This is a genomic window from Methyloprofundus sp., assembly GCF_965251085.1.
In the GTDB taxonomy this organism is placed as follows: Bacteria; Pseudomonadota; Gammaproteobacteria; order Methylococcales; family Methylomonadaceae; genus Methyloprofundus.
The window spans coordinates 79,931-103,979 of sequence record NZ_OZ252594.1 but is presented as its reverse complement, the minus strand read 5'-3'; the positions used below and the strand labels follow the sequence as shown (position 1 = coordinate 103,979).

21 protein-coding genes and 1 pseudogene are annotated in these 24,049 nt (G+C 41.5%); 2 read left to right on the top strand and 20 right to left on the bottom strand.

The features are described from left to right. Window positions 1-56: 56 nt before the first annotated feature. Both ACQY3F_RS00485 and ACQY3F_RS00480 read left to right on the top strand, forming a co-directional pair. Entirely contained in the window at window positions 57-1,562 is a 1,506-nt protein-coding gene (locus ACQY3F_RS00485; RefSeq protein ID WP_428352981.1) for an endonuclease/exonuclease/phosphatase family protein, read from the top strand. A 32-nt stretch (window positions 1,563-1,594) separates the two neighbouring features. Next, window positions 1,595-3,196 carry a phospholipase D-like domain-containing protein gene (locus ACQY3F_RS00480; protein WP_428352980.1) on the top strand — a complete coding sequence of 534 codons (1,602 nt, stop codon included), beginning with the start codon at window positions 1,595-1,597 and terminating at the stop codon, window positions 3,194-3,196. A 79-nt stretch (window positions 3,197-3,275) separates the two neighbouring features. Here ACQY3F_RS00480 and ACQY3F_RS00475 read toward each other — a convergent pair whose 3' ends face one another. The 20 genes and pseudogenes from ACQY3F_RS00475 to ACQY3F_RS00380 form a co-directional block, all read right to left on the bottom strand. Beyond that, window positions 3,276-4,007, bottom strand: a complete 732-nt coding sequence (locus ACQY3F_RS00475; protein WP_428352979.1) for a hypothetical protein — start codon at window positions 4,005-4,007, stop codon at window positions 3,276-3,278. Window positions 4,008-4,010: 3 nt separating this feature from the next. After that, a complete protein-coding gene (gene rlmB, locus ACQY3F_RS00470; RefSeq protein WP_428352978.1) occupies window positions 4,011-4,754 on the bottom strand; it encodes a 23S rRNA (guanosine(2251)-2'-O)-methyltransferase RlmB in 744 nt (247 codons plus the stop codon). Next, the gene (rnr, locus tag ACQY3F_RS00465; RefSeq protein WP_428352977.1) at window positions 4,755-7,091 is read right to left on the bottom strand and encodes a ribonuclease R; all 2,337 of its coding nucleotides are present in this window, start codon (window positions 7,089-7,091) and stop codon (window positions 4,755-4,757) included. Between the two features lie 403 nt (window positions 7,092-7,494). Continuing rightward, complete coding sequence (locus ACQY3F_RS00460) at window positions 7,495-8,856, bottom strand: IS1380 family transposase (protein WP_428352976.1); 1,362 nt, start codon at window positions 8,854-8,856, stop codon at window positions 7,495-7,497. Between the two features lie 370 nt (window positions 8,857-9,226). Then, a complete protein-coding gene (locus ACQY3F_RS00455; protein ID WP_428352975.1) occupies window positions 9,227-9,553 on the bottom strand; it encodes a hypothetical protein in 327 nt (108 codons plus the stop codon). A 330-nt stretch (window positions 9,554-9,883) separates the two neighbouring features. Further along, window positions 9,884-10,495, bottom strand: a complete 612-nt coding sequence (locus ACQY3F_RS00450) for a paraquat-inducible protein A (RefSeq protein ID WP_428352974.1) — start codon at window positions 10,493-10,495, stop codon at window positions 9,884-9,886. 280 nt (window positions 10,496-10,775) lie between these two features. Continuing rightward, a complete protein-coding gene (locus tag ACQY3F_RS00445) occupies window positions 10,776-11,336 on the bottom strand; it encodes a hypothetical protein (RefSeq protein ID WP_428352973.1) in 561 nt (186 codons plus the stop codon). 558 nt (window positions 11,337-11,894) lie between these two features. Next, window positions 11,895-13,256, bottom strand: coding sequence for an IS1380 family transposase (locus tag ACQY3F_RS00440; RefSeq protein WP_428352972.1), 1,362 nt, complete (start codon window positions 13,254-13,256; stop codon window positions 11,895-11,897). A 70-nt stretch (window positions 13,257-13,326) separates the two neighbouring features. Further along, window positions 13,327-15,465, bottom strand: a complete 2,139-nt coding sequence (locus ACQY3F_RS00435; protein WP_428352971.1) for a DEAD/DEAH box helicase family protein — start codon at window positions 15,463-15,465, stop codon at window positions 13,327-13,329. Window positions 15,466-15,545: 80 nt separating this feature from the next. Beyond that, the gene (locus ACQY3F_RS00430; RefSeq protein ID WP_428357574.1) at window positions 15,546-16,088 is read right to left on the bottom strand and encodes an REP-associated tyrosine transposase; all 543 of its coding nucleotides are present in this window, start codon (window positions 16,086-16,088) and stop codon (window positions 15,546-15,548) included. 68 nt (window positions 16,089-16,156) lie between these two features. Next, on the bottom strand, window positions 16,157-16,312 hold the full coding sequence (locus ACQY3F_RS00425) for a type II toxin-antitoxin system VapC family toxin (RefSeq protein WP_428352970.1): 156 nt from the start codon (window positions 16,310-16,312) through the stop codon (window positions 16,157-16,159). Between the two features lie 673 nt (window positions 16,313-16,985). After that, complete coding sequence (locus ACQY3F_RS00420) at window positions 16,986-17,747, bottom strand: Fic family protein (protein ID WP_428352969.1); 762 nt, start codon at window positions 17,745-17,747, stop codon at window positions 16,986-16,988. An 82-nt stretch (window positions 17,748-17,829) separates the two neighbouring features. Then, window positions 17,830-18,432: a hypothetical protein gene (locus tag ACQY3F_RS00415; protein ID WP_428352968.1), complete on the bottom strand. Its 603-nt coding sequence runs from the start codon at window positions 18,430-18,432 to the stop codon at window positions 17,830-17,832. Between the two features lie 34 nt (window positions 18,433-18,466). Next, window positions 18,467-20,072: pseudogene (locus tag ACQY3F_RS00410) on the bottom strand (putative transposase). Between the two features lie 107 nt (window positions 20,073-20,179). Further along, window positions 20,180-20,314 carry a hypothetical protein gene (locus tag ACQY3F_RS00405; protein WP_428352967.1) on the bottom strand — a complete coding sequence of 45 codons (135 nt, stop codon included), beginning with the start codon at window positions 20,312-20,314 and terminating at the stop codon, window positions 20,180-20,182. Between the two features lie 182 nt (window positions 20,315-20,496). Then, the gene (locus ACQY3F_RS00400; protein ID WP_428352966.1) at window positions 20,497-20,697 is read right to left on the bottom strand and encodes a hypothetical protein; all 201 of its coding nucleotides are present in this window, start codon (window positions 20,695-20,697) and stop codon (window positions 20,497-20,499) included. Next, window positions 20,694-21,470 (bottom strand): IS21-like element helper ATPase IstB, encoded by a 777-nt coding sequence (istB, locus tag ACQY3F_RS00395; protein ID WP_428352965.1) that lies wholly within the window; start codon window positions 21,468-21,470, stop codon window positions 20,694-20,696. The genes ACQY3F_RS00400 and istB overlap by 4 nt, the downstream gene beginning before the upstream one ends. Beyond that, entirely contained in the window at window positions 21,467-22,993 is a 1,527-nt protein-coding gene (gene istA / locus ACQY3F_RS00390; RefSeq protein WP_428352964.1) for an IS21 family transposase, read from the bottom strand. Before istA ends, istB begins: the two co-directional genes overlap by 4 nt. Window positions 22,994-23,042: 49 nt before the next feature. After that, the gene (locus ACQY3F_RS00385; protein WP_428352963.1) at window positions 23,043-23,459 is read right to left on the bottom strand and encodes a hypothetical protein; all 417 of its coding nucleotides are present in this window, start codon (window positions 23,457-23,459) and stop codon (window positions 23,043-23,045) included. A 312-nt stretch (window positions 23,460-23,771) separates the two neighbouring features. Next, window positions 23,772-24,020 carry a hypothetical protein gene (locus tag ACQY3F_RS00380; protein ID WP_428352962.1) on the bottom strand — a complete coding sequence of 83 codons (249 nt, stop codon included), beginning with the start codon at window positions 24,018-24,020 and terminating at the stop codon, window positions 23,772-23,774. Window positions 24,021-24,049 lie beyond the last annotated feature (29 nt).

Below are 24,049 nucleotides of genomic sequence, written 5' to 3'. Positions count from 1 at the left end.
ACCTATAGATTCTGAATACAATTAGCATTAGACTGGACCTAGGAGTACTGATTAGCATGAACCAAATTAAACTGCTCTATGTAGAAAATGTCATTATTCGCAAGGCAAAGCATGTCCAGCAAAAATTAACCTTTTTTTTGGCGCTAGAGAATATCGGCTATGACAAACAGGTTGATATTTTCTGGGCTGGGGAAGATAGCAACTGGCAGACTCTCCCTGCACAATACCACAGCATCTTAGGCAATGATCAGGAATATTGGTCTGCCAGCATCACCACAGACCTCACCCAGGAACAATCATTACCAGGAAACATCCAATTTAACTTACGTTACCGGGTGGCAGATCATGAATATTTTCTCAATAATGACGGCCAGAATTATTACAGCGAAGCGGATTCAGGGATTCAACTACTAGATAACCACCCCATTCTAAATGTTGCATTCGAGAATCAGTTACAGGGTGGGCAGCAAACGATTACCCTGACAGCCGCAGTTGATCAGCACTTTGGCGCTAATAAAGTGACCATTCGCTGGACGACTAATGACTGGAAAACCACTAAAGAAACAGTTTGCGAGTGTCAGCGCAACTACTGGAATAAAGCTTTACACAGTAACGCCCGCAACCCAAATCAATATGGCACGCAAATCTGGACGGGGAAAATCCATCATTCAGAGTTGTTTAAAATAAAATATGCCATCGGTTGTGAGAATAGTCAGGGAACCGTCTGGGATAATAATAAGGGGCATAATTATTCCTTTCAACGCGAACAACTCAAAGTCCTGATATTAAACCTGCATTGCTATCAGGAAGAAAATCAGGACGCAAAGTTTTCCACTATTGCTAATACAATTAATGAGCTAGACGTGGATATCGTTTGTTTACAGGAAGTAGCAGAATACTGGAATGATGGGCAAGGAGACTGGGAATCTAATTCTGCACGAATCATCAATGATCGCCTAACCCAGCCTTTTTATATCCACCACGACTGGTCGCATTTAGGCTTTGATCAATATAGGGAAGGCGTTGCACTTTTAAGTCGATTTCCCATATCAAACCAGGATTCGGGTTATGTATCAGATAGCCATGATATTTATGATATTAATTCCAGAAAAGTAGTCACGGCGCGTATTTATGTACCCTATATTGGCTTTATCAATGTATTTTCTGCGCACTTAAGCTGGCTGGAAGGAGGCTTTCAGGAGCAATTTCACAGATTACGCGAATGGGCGGGAAACATTAAGACTAACGATATTAAGGCAACTTTATTATGTGGTGACTTTAATATTACTGCGGGCTCAAATGGTTATAAGCAGGTGGTCGCCTCAAAGGAGTATGAAGATCAATATCTAGCGGTGAATAAACAGGGTGTGTTTGATAAAATTTTTAAAGTAAACGATGCGCACTGGCAAGACTTACTGGCGGATGACTACCGGATTGATTATATCTTTATGAATAAAAATAGTCAGTTACGAGCTACTTCCGCAAAAGTTATTTTTACAGATGAAGATTATGGTCGAGTTTCTGATCATTGTGGTTATTTAATGACATTTGAAACCCTTTAACCTAGAAAAATCAATAATAAAAAGGAAATGGTATGCAACAAATAGCTGAGCATTTTGCCAAACCAACACATGGCGAACTAGGTGGATCCTTTGCAAGAGTCAATGATTTTAATCATCAATTTTTTCTGCGCTGGGGGAAAATTGAATTTGACATGTATCATGGCGAGCAGGTCAACCTGAAGGTCATACTCAAAGTCTATCGTCAGCATCATGTCTGCGAAACCTATGTGGTCGATACTGATGCCTATGATATTAAATGGAATAGTCATAAACGGCGTACCCGGGATTTTTACATCCACCCTTACTCCAATTCATTCGGAGTCATTAATTGTGTAAAATTTTCTTTTCTTATTCATAAAGATGAGCGCTCTATCCCCTCAGAAAAAGAATATATCTATATGGACTGGGGGCAATTGCATGCCGATTCCGACACCCCCCAATATAGAGAAATAAATGGCCTGCATTCCACTCATAACCACTATCGCACTTATGAGTTACAAGCGCATGAATTACAATCTGATGTGGACTGGATTAACCATCATTTTGAATCTTTGCACCTGGTGCCAAAGTTCACCAAAGGTCAGCCTAATCACCCCTATCACCCCAAGCGCTATATCCACGACTTGATCGATAAGGTCATTGGTAACAAACATGAGTTCCAGGAAAAATTCTGCACCATAAAAGTCAGTGTTGATTGTATAGATGATGCAGATTTTGCCAGTCACCTGATTCACGCCAGCGAACAGGGCGTACTCGTTCAGTGCCTAGTCGATTGGCGCAAAATGACCATGACCAATAGTGATAACTATGCGCGCCTAAAGCGAGCCGGTGTTGAATTGATTGGAGTGGTCTGTAGCCCGGATCACCATTTGATTGAAGTCGAACCTGATATGCATACAAAATTCATCATTTTTAACGATGAAGATTGCATCCTGGGATCATTTAATATTACCTTTGAGCGCTGGTGGGCCAACTGGGAATCTGGCATGACTTTTCATTCCCAAGGCATGTGTCGCTTACTGGATAATATTTTTCAAAGCCAACGGGGTGGTGTAATCCAACCTTATGGCATAGACCCGTACAGCCAGTTCAATTTACTCTACACCTTTGGTAGACATGCCATGCAAAGTGGTGAAATTTATCTGCCGCATCATGCAATTCTGGCGGAAATTAACCGCGCCCAGCACTCAATTAAGATCAGTTTATTTTTAATCGGCGAGTTATTGGGAAATTATAATGACAGTGTGATTTGTGCCTTGATAAATGCCAAAAACAGAGGCGTATATGTGCATATTCTGTTTAACGGGCATCTAGCCAGACAAGGCAAGATTGGGGTTGAGCGTAGTATGGAAGAGGAATTGAACCGCCCCTTATTACCTGTTATAGAACGCCTAAGGAACTCTGGTGTGCATGTGGGATTAGTTTACGGACAAGATGATCACGCCGTGCCTTATTCTCCCATCCACTCAAAATATTGTATTATCGATGAATATATCGTTATAGACGGCAGCTTTAACTGGTATAACACCTCGGTATTCTCACATGATTTAGTCATTATCGCGGCTAATCATGAAGTAGCAAAACCGTATCTATACGAGTTTGAACAAATACAGCAATCGTTCAGAATATATTAAAGCGTTTACTGATATAAAATTCTATCGATGTAGGCAACCCGAGAAAGTGCAGCCTTTATCATAAGAGGCTTAAAGTCCCTCACCAAAAAGATCGCCGTTCAGTTCTTTTGATAGCAGCTAATTTTTTACGTAAGGCTTCACGGGCTGCATCGGTAATATCAGGTTTAATAAATTCAGAATCTTTGCGTAGTAAATAGCGTGTCACACAATCTAAAAAGTCATGATCAATGTCATCCACCTGCCATGATTCAGTATATTTAGAAAAATGGGCATAATTATTAATGATGACTTTAATCAATGATTTTTCATAATCTACTTCAAAACGTAAACGCACTGGAATTTTACGCAAGACTACAAACTTAAGTGCATCTTCATTTTTATGCCCTGGGACTCTTTGTGTCTTACTGGTTAAGCGTTTTGCATGCAAAAAAGCAATTTCATTTTCAATATCGACTTTACTACGCACCACATATTCAAATTCCCCCTCGCCTGTGCAATAAAATGTAATATTAATATGTTTGAGTTTATCAATATCTGCCAGACCGCCAAAACCATCAGTGCTAACCCGGTAATCCTTTTGCATTAAAGAACCCAGAAGAGGGTAACGAGAGCTATAATCCTCGACCTGTACAGGTACTTCAAGATAATTTAAATATTTCACCAATTCCTGCATATATTTAAATATTTCCTGCATTTTAGGCAGCACGTCTACTTTATAGCGCTGTGCCTGTATGTGCTTTAAATCAACTTGCTGTTGTTCGGCAGACTTTTTCTCATCCGCCTCTTGTCTTAATTGATCAAGAATGCCCACTTGCTACGCACCCAACCTTTGTCTTAAAACCTCATAAATCAATACGCCCGCAGCAACTGAAACATTCAAGCTTTCTACGCTGCCTTGCATAGGAATTTTTAGCAGAAAATCACATTGCTCGCGCGTTAACCTGCGCATACCTTTTTCTTCTGCACCCATGACTAAAGCCAGCGGCATATTGACATCCATCTCATAAATAGTCTTTTCCGCTTCCCCTGCTGCACCCGCAATCCATATACCTTGCTCTTTTAACCAACTGATAGTGCGACTTAAATTAGTCACCTGATACACCGGTACTGTTTCTGCTGCGCCGCTAGCTACCTTACAGACCGCCGGTGTAATTCCTACCGCCTGATCTTTGGTAACAATCACGCCTTGCACCCCTGCCGCATCAGCCGTTCTTAGACATGCACCCAAGTTTTGCGGATCTTGAACATGATCTAAAATCAACCAGAATGGCATTTGCTTAGCACTTTCAACCACCGCTTTTAAATCGCTCTCTGAACGCATCGCAGGCATTTCAACTTCTAATATAATGCCTTGATGATTACTGCCTTTAGATAAGTTATCCAGCTTTTTACGGTCTGCTTTTTCAGGCTTGATATTATGTTTTTGTAAGCCCTTAACTAAAGACAACAGTCTTTCATCTTGTCTTTTCTGGTCGACCCAGGCCTGCTTAATTTTTTTTGGCGAATAGTCGAGTGCCGACTGTGCAGCGTGTACGCCAAATATTTTCGCCAGGTTCATTTACACACCTTTTTTAGATGACTTTGGCTTAGTTTTACTTTTGCTCTTTTTAAACTTGGACTTATTCGTCTTTTTCTTATCATCATGTTTTCGGCTAGACTTTTGAGATTTGTTCTTTTTAGCTGGCGCTGCTGCTCCGCCCGGTATACCTAGCAAGTCAAAGTCAATTTTCTTATCATCCAGATTTACACTAGCAACGGTAACCTTAACACTATCTCCCAATCGATAACGTACCCCCGTACGCTCTCCTTTTAGCTGATGACTCGTTGGATCAAACTTAAAGAAATCCTGCCCCAAAGCAGTCACATGCACTAGACCTTCAACATATAGATCAGATAGCTCGACAAAAAAGCCAAAACTAGTAACCGCTGAAATAACGCCTGCAAAAGATTCGCCAATTTTATCCTGCATATATTCGCATTTCAGCCAACTAACGACATCTCGCGTTGCCTCATCTGCACGTCGTTCATTCGATGAACAATGCTCACCCAGAGTTGTTATTTCTGGGAAGCCACAGTAAAAGCTTTCTGGCGACTTGCCTTGTATACAATGGCGAATAGCACGGTGAACCATTAAATCAGGGTAACGCCGTATCGGTGAGGTAAAGTGCGTATAAGCCTCTAGTGCCAAACCAAAGTGGCCTTTTTTCTCAGGGCTATATACGGCTTGAGACATCGAGCGTAATAATACCGTCTGAATTAAATGCGCATCCGGTCTATCTTTGATACTGCTGGTTAAATGCATATAGTCGACGGGCGTAGGTTTATCGCCCCCGCCCATATGCAAGCCGACTTCACCGAGAAAAGTTTTTAATGTACGAATTTTTTCTTCTGAAGGACCTTCATGAATACGTAATAAGCGCGGCATCTTTTTACGATTTAAGTATCGCGCTGCGGCGCTATTCGCCGCAATCATAAACTCTTCAATCAGCTTATGCGCATCATTGCGCTGTACCGGAACAATTTTTTCTATTTTTCGATCTTCGCCAAAAACAATCTGCGTTTCCTGCGTATCAAAGTCCATAGCACCACGCACCTCTCTCTGGCCCCGCATGGCTTTATATAACGCGTACATTTGCTCTAGATGTGGCAGTACTGCCTTATATTTTTTGCGCAATGGGGTATCATTATGCTCCAGCATAGCGGAAACCTTATCGTAGGTTAACCGCGCATGAGAGCGCATCACTGCATCAAAGAACCTGGCGCGCGTGACTTGTCCTTGTGCATTAATGAGCATCTCACAGACCATGCTCAGGCGATCTTCATCCGGGTTTATCGAACATAAGCCATTCGATAACACCTCTGGCAACATAGGAATGACTTGTTCAGGAAAATAAACCGAGGTACTGCGATTTCTCGCTTCCAGATCCAAAGCACTGCCGGGTTGCACATAATGCGACACATCAGCAATCGCAACCAGAAGCTTCCAGCCTTTAAGCGTTTTACTGGCAAACACGGCATCATCAAAATCACGCGCATCTGCTCCATCTATTGTGACTAAAGGGACATCTCGTAAATCAACCCGACCTTGCTTGGCATCTTCGGCAACGACCTTTTTAAACGGCTTAATTTGCTCAGTAACCTCTTCAGGCCAAGTGCTGGGTAAGTTATAAGTACGAATAGCAACATCTATTTCCATTCCAGGCGCCATATGCGCGCCCAGTATTTCGCTGATCTTGCCTATGGGCTGACTTCTTAAAGTGGGTTGCTCTGTAATAGTAGCGACCACCATCTCGCCTTTTTTAGCACCATTCCCCTTGCCTTTGGGAATCAGAATATTCTGGGTAATTTTTTTATTGTCCGGCTGCACAAATTGCACACCATGTTCTTTAATAAATCGTCCAACGACTTGCTGGGTATTACGTTCCAGCACTTCCACGATTTTGCCTTCTCTACGCCCTTTTCTATCGATACCTGAAACACGCACCAGAGCACGGTCATTATGCAAGACACGATTCATTTCACGTGGAGACAAAAACAAATCTTCTCCCGCATCATCCGGCTTTAAGAAGCCAAAGCCATCGGCATAACTTAAAATGCGTCCAGGAATCAAGTCATGACTGTCTACCAGACAATATTGCTGGCGACGATTAAACAATAACTGTCCATCTCGCTCCATTGCTCTTAAGCGCCTGCGTAAAGCTTCTAATTGATCATCTGTCTCTAAGCCAAATGCTTCTGCTATTTGCCTACGTCCTGTTGGCCGCCCACCTTTCTCAATCAGTTGTAAAATCAACTCTCGACTAGGTATCGGCTGTGCATATTTCTCAGCCTCACGCTGCGCATAAGGATCGGTTATGGCACTAAAGTCCAAACCATTTTCTGAGTCTTCGCTCATATATTTAATATTATTTTTTATTCAAAGTTTTTTGCATCAGCAAAATGTTATATAGATCATCATAACCCAAGAGCCACAGTACTGTGCAAAAGTTTTATTTTTTTAACTATACTTCGTACAGATTAAGGAACGCGCATTTATAGTGCAAGATATTGAATTAATGTATCACCTAAATCCTGCAAGCCCATATTTTGACTCTCATTAACCTGTCTAGCTAAGTGGTTATTAGGTTTTTACTGCCGCTTTGCCAGCCCTCTTTGTCCAACCGATCAAAATATCCAGATTTAAATCATAAATAGAGGAAATTTTTTGTATCGTATGGATATCCCCCGAGCCCAAGGCAATAAACACCCTGCCAACGTGCCATGACCTTTTAATCAAAGTGACTTAACTTCGGTTAATGTTAAGCGAGTAACCCCACCTTAACCCAATCATCCCATTCCTGTGGATAGAGCGGACCTGCAGGTGTTCTGACTCTCAGCTGATTATTGCCTGTGAGTAATTTTCCAGCCACCCGAATCAGATAAGTACGAAGTGTATCCGGCTCCCATTGGCACAACGTTTTGTTGCCACTCAATTGAGCCATCCAGCGCACGGTATTGTAGGCAAGAACGGCGCAATGAAATAATGCGGCATTAGCCAGAAATTGATTCGTTCTGATTTTACCTAAACCCATTTGTGATTTTGCTTCTTCAATCCATGTTTCGCACGTCGCTCGTTCACCATACTTCTTATGTGTTTGCCAAGGCGATAGAGGTTCAGTTGTTACATAACAAAAATAGTCATATTCTGCCGTATCCCAAAGCTCGGACTGAGGTCCTGTCACTTGTTTAGGTTGCTTTATCCTGACCGCGACAAACTGACGAGAGCGAGACCAGCCACCACAACGATATTGAAACTCGCTCTGCTCCCAACCGGGTCGGCCTTGTATGGCTGTCCAGGCCTGTTTGGCCAGCAATGCGTTCAAATTCTTAAGTTTAACCTTTATTAGATACCCATGCCCTCTGGTATCGAGAAATTCAAGCAAATCACCGACAAAATAACCACTGTCACCGCGAAAAATAATGCGCATCCGATTGGGCAAGTGTGCAAGTAACTGTTTGGTAAATTCTACAACACCATTGCTTGTAAAGGCATTGCCTGTCCGGAACCAGGCTTGTAAAATTTCTTTTGTTTCCGCTAGAAAAGCGAGTTGTGGATGGTATGAACGGGCACCTTTCTTTTTGGGGTTGAAGCCTTTGGCACTTCCTTCTTGTCGACCACAAACGGTGTCCACAGTTGAATCGACATCGACCCACTGGACGGATTGTATGCCAGTTTTCGATTTTCCGGAACGAAGCAATCGCCGCCAGTGTTGACCACGCAAAGTATGCGTGAGCGTTTCAAACTGGCTTATCTGCCTATCACTTACTTCTTTAAAGATCCGTAAAATTGTGGTTTCAACAGGAATCTTTATCCAGCCAGCTACTTTGCGCAGTACGCTATCTGCCCATACGGTCGTCACCTTTGCCATTGATGTTGCTCCCCCCATCATGCCAACCAACGTCAATAGAACCACATCAGATAAGTGATGGTCTGCATTTTCACCCCGCCGATGTGGAACGCTTTGTTTTACGGTTTTTTCAAAACCTATCCTGTCTAAATATTTCACGACGGGAATCAGTCCCGCCTGGCTTGTCAATCCATGTGCTGTAGATGTCATTTTTACCGTTCGGGTACGGTTTCTTACGTGAGATGAGGATTTTGATACTTTAGAGGGCTTCATTAAAACAATGAGATAGTGAAATCAGGAAAATGATATTATATCATTGTTTAATAAGGAGTTTTGTGGATTATTATGTATAATGCTTGCAGGATTTAGGTATCACTTTCAAGAAGTTTTAGCTTCACCCATAGGTTAAGCGGACATTTTTTGGAAGTGCGGTGGAATCAAGAGCTGTGCTAAAAACCGTGAGCAACTGATTTTTCTAGGTTTATCCAGAGGTCAGGCTAAATTTGTATTTATTAGCTCAACAGGCCGAACCAGGAAACTTCACCTATGAATTCGCGCACAAACTATTTAGTTCAAAAAAACGTAACTACTCAGAGAAGCTGAGTAGTTACAAAAAACTTTCTTTATTGAGTTGCGAGGGTGTTTAATTTGCCCATTTATCAAACATTTCGATAAATTGCACATTATCAAGATCTATTTTTAAATAAGCGCTTAAATCACCGCCTTTAGCGCTGTTATAGCCTAACACAGGGAACGTTTTATAAAGTTCGGACTCTAAATATTGCTCTACTAGTTGTTCAGGAATAAATATCTGCACAAGTTGGCTTTCTATTTGATTAGTTGAGTTTATTTCAATACGGCTGCCGTTCTTACAACACAGATAAACCTCACCATCCTTAAAATTGTATTCACCATAAAATGCATGCGCAATAATATATTTAATTATGGCAAACGCTGTAAAAGCTTTCATATTCACATCCCCTATATAGGTTCTTATTCTATATAGAATCTGCATGCAAAACCTTGAACTGATTGGCAATAACAAACACAATCACTACAATTGCTATGAAACATGTACTTTACGCTGTACCGATTGTAGCTGTATTGAGAGCTAGTTTGTGACGAAATCCAGGTTAAAATACTGGTTTAACAGAGGCCCTGCCTTGCACCTTAACGCTGTTGACTTATGAATAAGCTCCTTCTCCAGAGGGAGAAGGTTGGGATGAGGGGATTATAAATGCTTGATTTTTCCCCCCTCACCCAACCCTATCCAACAAGAGAGGCTAAGGCATCTGATTAATTACTCTACCTGACCATTCCAAAGAGACATTAATTGACCCGCAACTATCGCTAACAGGCAATAACAAGCAAAGAAATAAAAACCAGGACCTAGCGTGGCGCTCATTTGAATGGCACTTATCTCTTGTACATTCGCATTTATGCTAAAAAAAGCAACCAGAATAGCAATAAAAAATACATCCGACATAGACCATTTACTTAACAAACCACTGATTTTCAATAACTGATTTCTGCTTTGCCCCGATGTGAAAAATAACGCACTTAGCGTAAGAATAATTTTAATAAGTGGAATAATGATGCCAAGTAGGCCTATCAGCAACCCGATAGTAACATAATCATGAGCAATTAATTCACACATGGTTTCCCATAAACTGCGAGTCGATTCAAAAGCGGGTACGGAACCTTCAAAATTAACTTCCTGTATTATAGAATTGAGCATAGCATGCATAAAGTCGCTACTCTGCTGCTGAGGGGGCAAAAGTTCTTTTGCTGCAATATCAAATAGCGCTTGCTTGCCAATATCTGCTTTGATAGTCATAAAAGGTTGAGTGATGCCTGGAATCAAAACGGCTATAGACAGAATAAACAAAAGGGCTGGAAGGTATTTTTTCATATTGAACTATTATCGATTAATGGGGGGGCACCCAAGGCTAATTTATTCTGCCTATAAAAGGTCGGCATCGCAATCAGTTTCACCCTATACTGAACAAACCTATGAAAATTACAAAAAACACCAAAAATCCTTGTGCCGCATAAGGTTCAGGCTATGAACAAATTAACCCTGAGTCAAATGCAGGTTTAGTATTGAAAAAACTTATATCATAGTTTTCAAAACTGTAGATGCCTGTACCGGAGATATAGTATAAATAACCTCCTTAATGGATTGCAATAGCTTAACCCGCCACCTTATCCATAAACGTATCAAAACTATCTGCAACAGTAAAATTAACATCACCTCCAAGCGCTTTAAAATGTGCCTTTCCACAATCTATCTTCGCTTGCTCTTTAGGGCGCAGTAGCTCGTCTAAAATACTGCCTTTTGTTTCCACTACAAAATAAAGCCGCTCTTCATCATTATGATCCACCAGCACAGCCCAATCGGGGTTATAACTGCCTAAAGGGGTGTCAATCTTGAACCAGATCGGTAGCTTTGCATACACCTTAACATTCTGGCTTTTTTCAAACGATTGAGCGAATTTTTGCTCAACATCAGAATCATAGATGACATGCTTATAAACTGACTTATTGGCTTCCAGCATATTCTTATTAAGATAGCCGTTTAACTCCTCATCCTGAAATAGTTCCTGAGCATAATAATGCTCATCCCCTAGCTTTTCATATTTAATGCCATTCACAATAAAGTAACGCATCTGTTTCTTTATGATGGCACTGACTTCATCGACAAACTTCTGTGGATTATTTTTAAAGTCTTGCAGTCTGCCACATTGGGTCAATATGGCGACTAGAGTCCTACGGGTTAAATTAGTCTCATTCTGAAGGTAGCTAATAATATCAGGCAGGCCAAAATCTTTAACATCATAGATATGAGTTGATTCAGATACTTCATCGCTTGTGATACCATCACGACCGATTTTAGCTTTCCCTTTTCCGTAAATGAATTTTGTTTTGCCAACGATTAAATTTTGCTTAATATCATCAACACACTTTTTGATTAAGGCATTTACATCAAAATCAACATTAAACTTTGTTTTGTACTTAACACGCTCCCAGAGCAGTTTAAAGTCTTCGCCTAAGTAGACGGCTTTATTAAGTGTTACCTAAATCCTGCAAGCCCATATTTTGACTCTCATTAACCTGTCTAGCTAAGTGGTTATTAGGTTTTTACTGCCGCTTTGCCAGCCCTCTTTGTCCAACCGATCAAAATATCCAGATTTAAATCATAAATAGAGGAAATTTTTTGTATCGTATGGATATCCCCCGAGCCCAAGGCAATAAACACCCTGCCAACGTGCCATGACCTTTTAATCAAAGTGACTTAACTTCGGTTAATGTTAAGCGAGTAACCCCACCTTAACCCAATCATCCCATTCCTGTGGATAGAGCGGATCTGCAGGTGTTCTGACTCTCAGCTGATTATTGCCTGTGAGTAATTTTCCAGCCACCCGAATCAGATAAGTACGAAGTGTATCCGGCTCCCATTGGCACAACGTTTTGTTGCCACTCAATTGAGCCATCCAGCGCACGGTATTGTAGGCAAGAACGGCGCAATGAAATAATGCGGCATTAGCCAGAAATTGATTCGTTCTGATTTTACCTAAACCCATTTGTGATTTTGCTTCTTCAATCCATGTTTCGCACGTCGCTCGTTCACCATACTTCTTATGTGTTTGCCAAGGCGATAGAGGTTCAGTTGTTACATAACAAAAATAGTCATATTCTGCCGTATCCCAAAGCTCGGACTGAGGTCCTGTCACTTGTTTAGGTTGCTTTATCCTGACCGCGACAAACTGACGAGAGCGAGACCAGCCACCACAACGATATTGAAACTCGCTCTGCTCCCAACCGGGTCGGCCTTGTATGGCTGTCCAGGCCTGTTTGGCCAGCAATGCGTTCAAATTCTTAAGTTTAACCTTTATTAGATACCCATGCCCTCTGGTATCGAGAAATTCAAGCAAATCACCGACAAAATAACCACTGTCACCGCGAAAAATAATGCGCATCCGATTGGGCAAGTGTGCAAGTAACTGTTTGGTAAATTCTACAACACCATTGCTTGTAAAGGCATTGCCTGTCCGGAACCAGGCTTGTAAAATTTCTTTTGTTTCCGCTAGAAAAGCGAGTTGTGGATGGTATGAACGGGCACCTTTCTTTTTGGGGTTGAAGCCTTTGGCACTTCCTTCTTGTCGACCACAAACGGTGTCCACAGTTGAATCGACATCGACCCACTGGACGGATTGTATGCCAGTTTTCGATTTTCCGGAACGAAGCAATCGCCGCCAGTGTTGACCACGCAAAGTATGCGTGAGCGTTTCAAACTGGCTTATCTGCCTATCACTTACTTCTTTAAAGATCCGTAAAATTGTGGTTTCAACAGGAATCTTTATCCAGCCAGCTACTTTGCGCAGTACGCTATCTGCCCATACGGTCGTCACCTTTGCCATTGATGTTGCTCCCCCCATCATGCCAACCAACGTCAATAGAACCACATCAGATAAGTGATGGTCTGCATTTTCACCCCGCCGATGTGGAACGCTTTGTTTTACGGTTTTTTCAAAACCTATCCTGTCTAAATATTTCACGACGGGAATCAGTCCCGCCTGGCTTGTCAATCCATGTGCTGTAGATGTCATTTTTACCGTTCGGGTACGGTTTCTTACGTGAGATGAGGATTTTGATACTTTAGAGGGCTTCATTAAAACAATGAGATAGTGAAATCAGGAAAATGATATTATATCATTGTTTAATAAGGAGTTTTGTGGATTATTATGTATAATGCTTGCAGGATTTAGGTGTTACATTTTCCTTATCAGCTGCATTTTTAATATTCAGGCTACCTGCTACTTTCTTTAGGGTACGAGTGATCTGTTCAACTTGCTCATTCAGTTCATCAGGCAGATTGACAGTATTATTTTTAATATCCGTGCGTAAGGAATCCTGAACTTTCCCACGCTTATCAATATAGTCATTTTTGAGTAAATGCTCCCAGAGCTTTTCAGAACTGTCAGCCCCTAAATAAACCGCTTTTCCCTCTTTGGTTTCTACGACAATATTAGCGAAAGAATGTTTTTCAACAACACCAAACTTAATGCCTTCGTCATCTTCAATTTCCTTTTGTAACTGACTGACAAAATCATCATAAGATTCATTAGCCATGACGGTTAAGGTATTTACATCAAAACCATGTACCCGTTCACCTTCCTGGTTAACGGCAATACGTAAACCACGGCCAATTTCCTGACGTTTCTTAATTACTGAATTGGTTTCATTCAGAGTACAGATTTGAAAGACATTAGGGTTATCCCAGCCTTCTTTCAAGGCTGAGTGAGAAAAGATAAATTTTAATTTAGAACTAAAACTTAACAGCTTTTCCTTATCTTTCATAATCAGGCTATAAGTATCCTCATCAACACCTGTAACACCACTGGTATCTTTATAACGCCCCTTGTTTTTACCTGACTTGTCCGCTGAAAAATAACCATCATGCACTGCATCCACTAGGCTAGTGGTATCGACTTCATCAAAAAGTGAATGATACTTAGGCTTTTTAATCAGCTGTTGATATTCCTCTTCAAACATCAAGGCGTATTTGCCTTGCTGTGCATTTCCTTCATCATCATAGTAGCGATAATTAGCGACCCTATCGATAAAAAATAAACTCAGTACCTTAATGCCACGGGGCGTTAGTTTCAGTTCTTTTTCCAGGTGCTCTTCAATGGTTTTTCTAATTTGTAAGCGTTTGAATTCATCAGGGTGAACATCGCCAATAACACCACCTAAACGAATAATCTCAGGCATACTGGTAAAATCAATATATTCATTTTCAGGTTCGCAATAAATATCATTGACCACGTAGCCATCATAAACAGAACGACCACCTGAAAGAGAGAGTAAGTCATCCCCACTACGCACTTTTTTGGTAATGCGTTTAGTCTGCCCCTTTTGCGTGGCATCCAGTTCAATCTTTGCCGTAATTGGACTCTTCTTGTTATCAACACTAATTAATCGAATATACGCTTTATTATGCCCATCCTTGACGTGTATAGAAGCCACTTCAATCTGCTTTACCAGCTTACGCTCATAGGCATCTATTGAATCCAGTTTATACATCAGGTGATGTTTATCTTTATGTGTTGCTGAATAACGAATCGTACACAATGGGTTTAATGAGGCAATAGCCTCTTTTGACTTCGCAGTGGTATCAACACTTTGCGGTTCATCAATAATTAAAATAGGCTGGGTATCACGAATAAACTCAATCGGCTTCATGCCATTCATGCGATCATTAGGCCGATGAATAATATTAGCTTTAGTTTGCTTTGATGGATCTGTAAAACTTTTACGGAATGCATCAATATTAATGACCATGATTTGAATTGAATCATTCGTCGCAAAGCTTCTGACTTTGCTTAAATCCTGAGAGTTATAAACAAAATAATCATAAGGGGTATTATTGTACAAGGACTTAAAGTGCTGCTCAGTCATTTGCAATGACTTATACACTCCTTCTTTAATAGCGATAGAGGGCACGACAATAATAAATTTAGTGAATCCAAAACGTTCGTTTAATTCAAAAATAGAGCGTAAATATACATAGGTTTTCCCTGTACCCGTTTCCATTTCAACGGTGAAATCTTTAGCTTTAGAATCGAGTTGTTCTGATTGCTTTAAGCCTTGTCTTAACTGACAGGCACGAATATTATCTAATAAATCTTCATTTAATAAATTTAGCTTGTTCCCAGTACCTAAATCAGTTTGATTGGCAAATAAATCATCTTGTGCATTATTGGCAACACGAGTCACTGTAAAATTAGTTTGCAGTGTCTCCTGGCCTTCAAAAATATCACTAATGGCTTTTATCGCATCGTGTTGAAAATCAAGCTCAGGATCAAATTGTATTTTCATGCTATTCCATTTTGTAGGGTACGCATTGCGTACCATTTAACTCCATAAGGTATGCAATGCATACCCTACTCAAGATTATCTCATTCATTAAAATCAAAATAAGCTTCATATTTTGATCCCCAGTTTTCTTGATAAATACCCTGCTCAACACAACGGTGAAAACTGGAATAAGGGTATTCTGATAAATGTTTCACCACCCCATGTTTAATTGGGTTGTAATGTAAATAATCAAAATGCCGATTATAATCATCCTGATTTCGCAATGTATGTTCCCAAAAACGGCGTTGCCACACTCCACGCCGACGATAACGCTGTTTTGACTTGGAAATACCTATTTCAAAGCCACCTTGAGCTAACCATAATTGGGTAAACTGTTTTTTAATGATTCCCCAGCGTTTTGAATAATCAAAATCATCATCAGGCAATGTCCATATCGCGTGGATATGATTAGGCAGCATCACCATTGCATCAATTTTAAATGGATACTCTTTCATACAATGTTGAAAAGCAGAACGCAAACACTCTCTAGCCTTATCATTATTTAAAATATTGATACGTTTTTCCGTTACCACAGTAAAAAAGTACGCCCCGCCTTGCACATAATTCCGACGGTAATCTGACATAAACACCTCGTAGGGTAGGGTACGCAACGCATACCTTCATGTTGATAAAAAGGTACGCGATGCGTACCCTACAACTGATGCTTAATCTGCATTTCCCAAACACTTGCAAGACTTAAAAACACCTCATTATTAATATCCTGGTAAGCCTGGATAATATCAACTGGGATTTTGTCAGGCGCATTTCTCAACCATAAAAAAACATGTGTATCAATTAATAGCTTCATGACTTACCAAGCCAAAATTCATCACCCAAAGGCGCATCAAAATCATCAGCAATATGGATTTTCCCTTTGTATTCGCCAACTGTTCTCTTTCTTACGGTAGCTTGTAAGTACCCAAGCATAATTAATTTAACATTTTTCTTGTCTTTTTTCTCATTTTCAGCGTTGCATAAAGAGTTGCGTAGCCAGCTATGCGCCTATTTATGCGCCTTGAAAATGAAAAAAAATCCTGCGTAAAATTTGTTAAATTAATTATGCTTGGGTACTTAGTTGTTGTTTCTGTAAAAAATGAACAAAATCGACAACCTGTTTTTGTAAATCAGGGGCTAATACTTCAACGTCATTAATTAACTGTTGTGTATTCATGATAACAATCTCCTGAGTGTTATTATTAGAGGCATAAACAGCCTGTTGATGTGCTGTTTTAGTAATACCTTTTTAGCATGAATGCCTATCTCAAGGCTATCAATGGGCAGATAAAACTTACTCTGCTCAGCATGAGTAAAATCGGCTATCCACTTAACGCGGAACACAAGTCACCATGAAGAGCATGGAGCTAATGAAGGAAAAAACTAACTCCTTCATTTTCTTCATGTCCTTCATGGTAAAAAACAATCTTCTCCTGAGCCTATATTCTCAGGTATCCCGTCTTAGATTTGTAGCCGTAAAATCATATTCATATTTCATCAGGCGTATCCACAAGTTTTAATAAGCGTTCTAGTGTATCAATAACATAAGCAATAATAAGACGATGAAACTCTGTTTTATCGTGCTCTAAATTACATTTTTCTAAAGTATTATAGTAAGCCAATCGAGCATTGGTTTCACCACTGATATTAGCAATAGGATACCCAGATTGTAATAAAATCAGGTTCATGACTAAGCGTGCTGTGCGTCCATTACCATCAATAAAAGGATGTATCGTGGCTAAGCGTTCATGCAGCTCAGCGGCTAGAATAACAGGGTGCAGGCTCTCTCTATTCTGTTGATAAAACAGAAAGTAATCTTCCATTAATTTATCAAGCTGCCACGGCTGAGGCGGGGTATGTTGACTACCACTTATCATCACAGGTACTTGTCGAAAACGTCCTGCATTGGGTCTATCGATACCTTGTAAAATAAGCCCATGAATAGATAAGAGATTATGCTGATTAAAAGGTTCATCCGATTTAATCAAGTCACGAATAAAGTTGATCGCCTCATAATGATTAATCGCTTCCAGGTGTTCATTCATTGGCTTACCGCCAATGGTTAAACCTTTATGAATCACTAAATCCGTTTCGCGCAGTGTTAAGGTATTTCCTTCGATACGGTTACTATCGTAGGTATATTCAATATTCAGAGCTTCCAGGATTTCGTTTCTTTGCCAGTCTCTATGCTGATCCAGTTTTGCTTTTAAAGCATCAACTCGTTGGAGTAAGGAATTAATATGGGTCATTATTTACCTCATAAACTTTAACTTTATATATGTAGGGTATGCATTGCATACCGCGCCAGCCATCAGGTACGCAATGCGTACCCTACAAGCTTTTTACGTCATCAATACCCTGCTTTTTCAGGTTCTGAATCGCATTGGTTTTGACCACATCATCTTTAAAGCCGTTGTCTTTAAATACCACCCGCATGGTTTCAGGTTCAAATTCTGCTTTTAGCTTTCCGATACCCTCTACCACATCTAAACTAATATCATCAGCCAGGCACACGACTAAAGCACCCAGGCCAATTGCATAAACGGTTTTACCGTTAATGCTTCGTTCTTCAATCGGGACGGTTAAATCGAGACCATATTTTAATAAGATTTCATACAGTACATCGTCTTCTGAGCGTTCATCTTTGATATTTTCCACATGATCCAGCAAGGTGTCTTCCAGGTTATCAAAATCAGCATCCCAAGGTTTAATATTGCTGGAATCTAATTTAAAGACCTTGAAGCCTATATCCAGGTTTTCTATGCCTTCTTTATCGGCATTTTCCTGTAGGATTTTTTCACCAGCTCGGCGGATACGCTCCTTACCTATATCAGCTATGGTATTGTAGCCTGCTTTATAAGCTTCTGATTTTTCACCGCAGGGTTCGGGAAGTTGAACCATAATGTATTTACTACTGCCACTATCTTCAGACATCTTGATTCAGACGAAACTAATTTGAGACCATTTCCTAATTTTTTGCGGATGAAGTCAGCTCATAAATTAAGCGCAGATCGGTTCCTGGATAATTGAGTTCCGTTTGATTGAGTTGTTCAAATAACTTTTCTATTGCTTTATTACTTGCAGGTCGGGAAGTACTATGCACACGTATCCGAAGTTGTTTTTTTACTTCATCGGGTAATATATCTGCTTCTGTCACAAACAGCGTTTGTAATAGTTGCCTTGCCATCGGAAAGTCGATTGTCGGTGAGGTTAGCAGAGCGGCCATTGCTGTTTCTGCCCGATAAGCGATCATGTTGACAGTATCTATCAGCCGCTTTTTCCCTGGCAGAAGCTGTTCGAACTTATCTTCGTCTCTCAACTCTTGCCAGGTAATGTGTTTGGGCGTTTGGCTTAGTTTTTCCTTGATGGTTTTTAGTTCATTTTCATAATGCTCTATTTCTTCGAGTAATTCTGCTCGTTTTCTTTCCCATTTCTTGTATTTCACATCTTCCGTTTCATCTTTTTTAATCACCGGATGAAGTTCCATCGCTGCAAATCGAGATAGACGGTAATTGAGTTTGGATTGTATCGAATTACGCTGTCCTTCCTGTTGGCGCCTATCAGGGTTGGCCACCTTTTGGGTATCGGATAGTGGCTCTATTCCATACTCCTGTAGAATGTCTAGCCCATAGTGGTGCTTCATATATCTAAAAAAGTTATCTTGGCACCACCGGCTAAACATTCGCCCAGAAACAGCCGTCAATTCTAGTTCATAGGCTGTGGTAATAATACTGGTTTGGTGACCAGAATCAGTCAACTTGCGCACTTCTCTCATCCACATCGCCTGTTTTTTGGTTCCAACCAGACTGCCTCGTTCGGCGAGTTTCATGATGACTTTTTCACCACTCGGTAGGGTGATCTCCTGGCCGGAAAAATTGTCCAGTGGCCAATTTTCGGTGGGAAATTTATGATAGGTCATGCAAGCGACACGATGCTTGTTCCACATCTTTCTAAAGAATGCGGGGCTATAGCCTTCTCTATCAAACACCAGGATAAAACGACAGGCTTGTTTGTTTTGCTGTAATGCTTGTGCACTCGGTTGATTCGGAATGTCTTTGAGTAATCGGGGGACGATATCTTCTTCCAGCGTTTTTAGTAAGCCCGGATCCACCGTTTTTTCAACGACAAAGAAGGGACGCCCCGTACCATCATTAACCCAGTAGTCGGTGATACCCCGTAAGCAGAGTTTTTCGCGTGAAACATGCCGTTTGGGAAGTTTAGTCAAGCGTCCATGATAGACACGGACATGACCATCTATGTAGAGTGTTCCTGCTGCCTTTGGTTCTTAAACAACGCACTTCGGGAGCCCGATCCAGGCCAAGTAGTTTTCCGAATTCACCCGGTGCATGCTCGCGAAGTTGTTCGGTATTTTTGATGCGACATAGTCCCATAAAGGCGAGTAGCAATAGGATATGAAAGGTTTGATAATAACCTGTCAGTTTGCCAAGGTGGTGCTCAATATCATTTAATAAGCCATTGCTAAGTAACGCGGGCAATGCACATAACACACCGCCTTTAGGAACATCTAAACAGGATTCGAATTCGATTGAGGCTCCCTTTTCCTGCTCACCCAAAGCCGCCTGGATTCGCTCTTCTACTCGAGTGCAGGCCGTACCGAGTGACTCGGCTGCACTGGCATCAATAATATCACGGGCTGATTTGGTACTGCCATCATTGGGGTCTATTGATACGGCAGACTTTTTTTTAAACGTCCATCACTGATCGCCTTGCGAAAGGTATCTGCCCGGATGCCTAATTCTTTAGCGGCTTCGTTAGGCGTCATACCTTGATCCAGATATTCCTGAGCTTGCTGCAAAACCTCAAGCGTAAAGAGTGGTCCTCCCTTGCGAGTCGGGCGAGGTTCAAAAAACGAATCAGCCCCTTTTTCTCGTAGTTGCCTTAATGAGTGTTAGTGCCGCCCTAAACGCGCAGCTATTTGCCGCAGAATAAATTCAAAAAAAGCACTAAAGCCCGACGGTTATTTTTGAGTGTCAGTGATTAAAAGAATGGTTCATCCTTGAGCTCACCCTCTTCTCTATTTTCCGCCTCTTTTTTCTGTTTAAATGCGATCTCACGATTCATTGTGACAATATCTTCGCCATAGCTTTGCCAGATGGCTATTTTTAGGTCATCAAGCAAGGTAAATATGTCTTCGGCTTGTTCCGTTGTCCAGTGTGTGGTGATTCTTAGTGTTTTCATTGGCTTTTTCCTTTTCTATTTTCTATCTTGGCTTTACGGCGGTTACTGGCTTGTTCCTGGGCTTCTTTCATACGATAGGATTCGCCTTCAATAGCAAGCACTTCGCTGTGATGCACTAAGCGATCAATCAGTGAGACTACACAGGCTGCATTGGGGAATACCTCATTCCATTCGCTAAAGGGTCGATTGGTGGTGACGATGGTTGCGTTTTTTTCATAGCGTCGGTTGATGATTTCAAACAGTAGGTCGGCATGGCGGTTGCTGTAGCAAAGATAACCGACTTCATCAATGAGGAGTAATCTGGGTTTGGCGTAATAACTTAATCGACGCCTTAGCGCATTATCTCCATCTTGTGCAGCAAGGTCATTGAGCATGTTAGCGGCAGTGGTAAATAACACGGTATGTCCTTGCATAACTGCTTTGTAGCCAAGGTTTTGTGCAATAGTCGATTTACCCACACCATTACTGCCAAGGATGATTATGTTGCTGGCTTCGGTTAAAAAGTCGAGTTGCATTAGGCGTTGTACGGCGGGTTGGTCAATTTTACCGGGCCATTGCCAGTCAAACTCGGTTAAGGGTTTAAAACGTCCCAGTCTGGCACTACTTAGTCGTCTATCCAGTGAACGTTGTTTTCGCTCTGCCAATTCCCACGTTAACCAGAGGGATAACAGGGCTTGTTGTTCGTCTGTTATCTCCTGCCAATGGGCTATTAGGCCGTGAAGCTTAAGTTCGTCTGCGTACTGTTTGTTTGTGTTTTCTTGTTCATTCATCATGCTCCTCCTGTTTTTTCTTCTTTGTCTTCTTCACTTTCCCGGGCCTCTTCTTTCCCTAGATTGTCGTAATCGCTGAGTTTGGCGGCTTTAACCTGGTAGTGTTTTACTTTTTCAGGCACACTCAAGGCAATAGGGGGTGGCTGTTGGCGGTGCTCACGGCGCTGTTCTAGAATTTGCTGTACAGCAGCGGGATAAGCGGATTGTTGTTTGATGGCTTCACCCAGTGCAATATGTAGTTCTGTGCTACCGTAGTCATCCAGCAATTGGTTCAGTTGATTCACCGTCGATTTTAATAAATGTCCACGATCAATGGCTTGCTGTAAAAAGTCTTGGCTATGGGATGAGGCCCCTGCTAACCGGTCTTGCCCCCGATGGGCTTTGGCATTGGTTTTTGCTAGCCACAAAGCGGTAATATGCTGTTCATTTTCAATTTGCTCGCCTTTGCTAAAGCTACGTGGGTGTTCGGCTATCAGCTCATCACCGTCAATAATGCGGACTGTTTTTAAGCACGCATTCACCGTTAGATACTTTTGTACTTGCTGATGAGGAATGGAGTAATCATTTAAATCAAAACGGATATAGGGCGTTTTCTGTGCTTTGACGGGTTTGTGTTCACGCGTATTAAACGGATTATCAGGTAAGGCGATTAGACTGGGCTGTTCCTGTAAAAAAGCCTCTCTGACGGTGAGGTCGGTATTTTCAGGGCATCGTCTATCTGCACTGACACCTTGGCACCAGTTATTCGCTTGTTCATTCAGGTCATCAAGACATTGAAAATGCCTTCCTGCAAAGAAGTTATCACGGATATAACGAATGGCTCGTTCAACACGCCCTTTTTCATTCCCCCTTGCAGGGGCTGCGGCTCTGGGTTCAAAGTGATAATGACTGGCCAGGTCCAATAATGTCGGGTTAAATCGTATGGCTTGCCCTTGGCGTTCGAGTACCGCAGACTTGAGGTTGTCATAGAGCAGAGCCTTGGGTAACCCTCTCCAGGCCTCGAATGCAGCAACATGACCGCGTAGAAAATTCTCCATTTGCTGGTTGAGGTAAAACTGTAAAAATATTTGCCGTGACCAACTGAGTACCATGACAAAAGCCATTAATGGGCGATTTGCATGGCCAATTTGAATGGAACCAAAATGCCCCCAATCCACCTGGGCCTGTTCACCTGGTAGCATTTTCAATCGCAAATAGGCTTCAGGAAGCTTTCTGGGTCTAAGTTCACTGATGCGTTGACGAAATTGGCTGGGGCCGCCTGTAAAACCACGTTGCCTTGCCATTTCATAGAGTCTTGCGGCTGTCAGCGTCGGGAATTCATTGAGTGTTTCAATGATAAAGGGAAGATAAGGATCTATTATCGAGGGTCGGCGAGTTCTCTCAATCTTGGGTAGGCCTGCCTGAGCAAGCACCCGATCGACAACGGAATGATGAATACCCAGTTGTGTGGCTATGGTACCTGTGCGCCATTTTTCAACAAAATGATAGCGTAATATTTTTTCTTCAACTGATTTATCAATGGCCATGCGTTACCCTCATTTATTTATGATGATTCCCCTCTATAAAAATGCACCATTAACAGCGACAATTGCCCTGACTGACTCGATGTCGTAAAAAATCATGCCGTAAAAAATAACTGCATTCTTCGCCGCAATGATGACAACGCATAATGACTGCCTGTTTTGGGTAAACCCTTGGGCTTTTAGGGGGTGTAAATTGCCTGGACAGTACATCATGGCAAAGGGTTTGAAGGGAACCGTGATGCGTTACTTTTTGTTTTTGTCGGTGTCTAAACCGTTGTTGCCGTGCCGCATTATTTAAACGTCCCGCACGAGTTGTTTGATATTTTTTACAGGCCCGTTTTTGTGAAGCTATTCTGGCTTGTTTGCTACAACCATTGGCACAGTAGCGCTGACCATGATCACAACGATGACAGATAACCACGGGGACATGGCAGCGGAGACATTGATAAAGACGACTGGATGTTTGCATCGACATAAAGGGTCGATGAGGGCTGGATTTAATCCCAAATTATGTAATACTAAATGGGTCGTGCAACTGCACGGTTTTTTGGGGGGTATGGCGTCGCACTCGACGGCTAATCAGGAGCGGCGTCATACCTATCTCAACGACACTTCCAGTTATAGTTCTTTAATTCGAATCGTGCTCATTTATTGATTCTTTTTGTAACAAAATTGAAAGCCGCCTTAAATTCTGGAATTCAGTTTGAATACTGTTTTTTTTGATAGGAGAATTTCTGATTTTTTCAAACTGCGGCAAATAGTTGCGCTTTTGGGCTGGTGTTTACAATGAGCGCATAACACTACTTTTAGAGACACCAAAGGTTGTAATAATATCGATTGAACGACAGGAACCGGTATTGATGAGTTGAGAGGTGTGAAGTCTAAATAATCTCTTATTGTCAGCCTGGTGAGAATAGATCGGGATACCGCCGAGGAAATAAAACCACTCATCATTTCGGTTATCAACACTGACCTGACCATTTATAATAGTCGTACCCTGAGGAATTATTGGGAGCATGAGTTGCTGCATTAATTGAATACCTCGTATGATATGAGGGC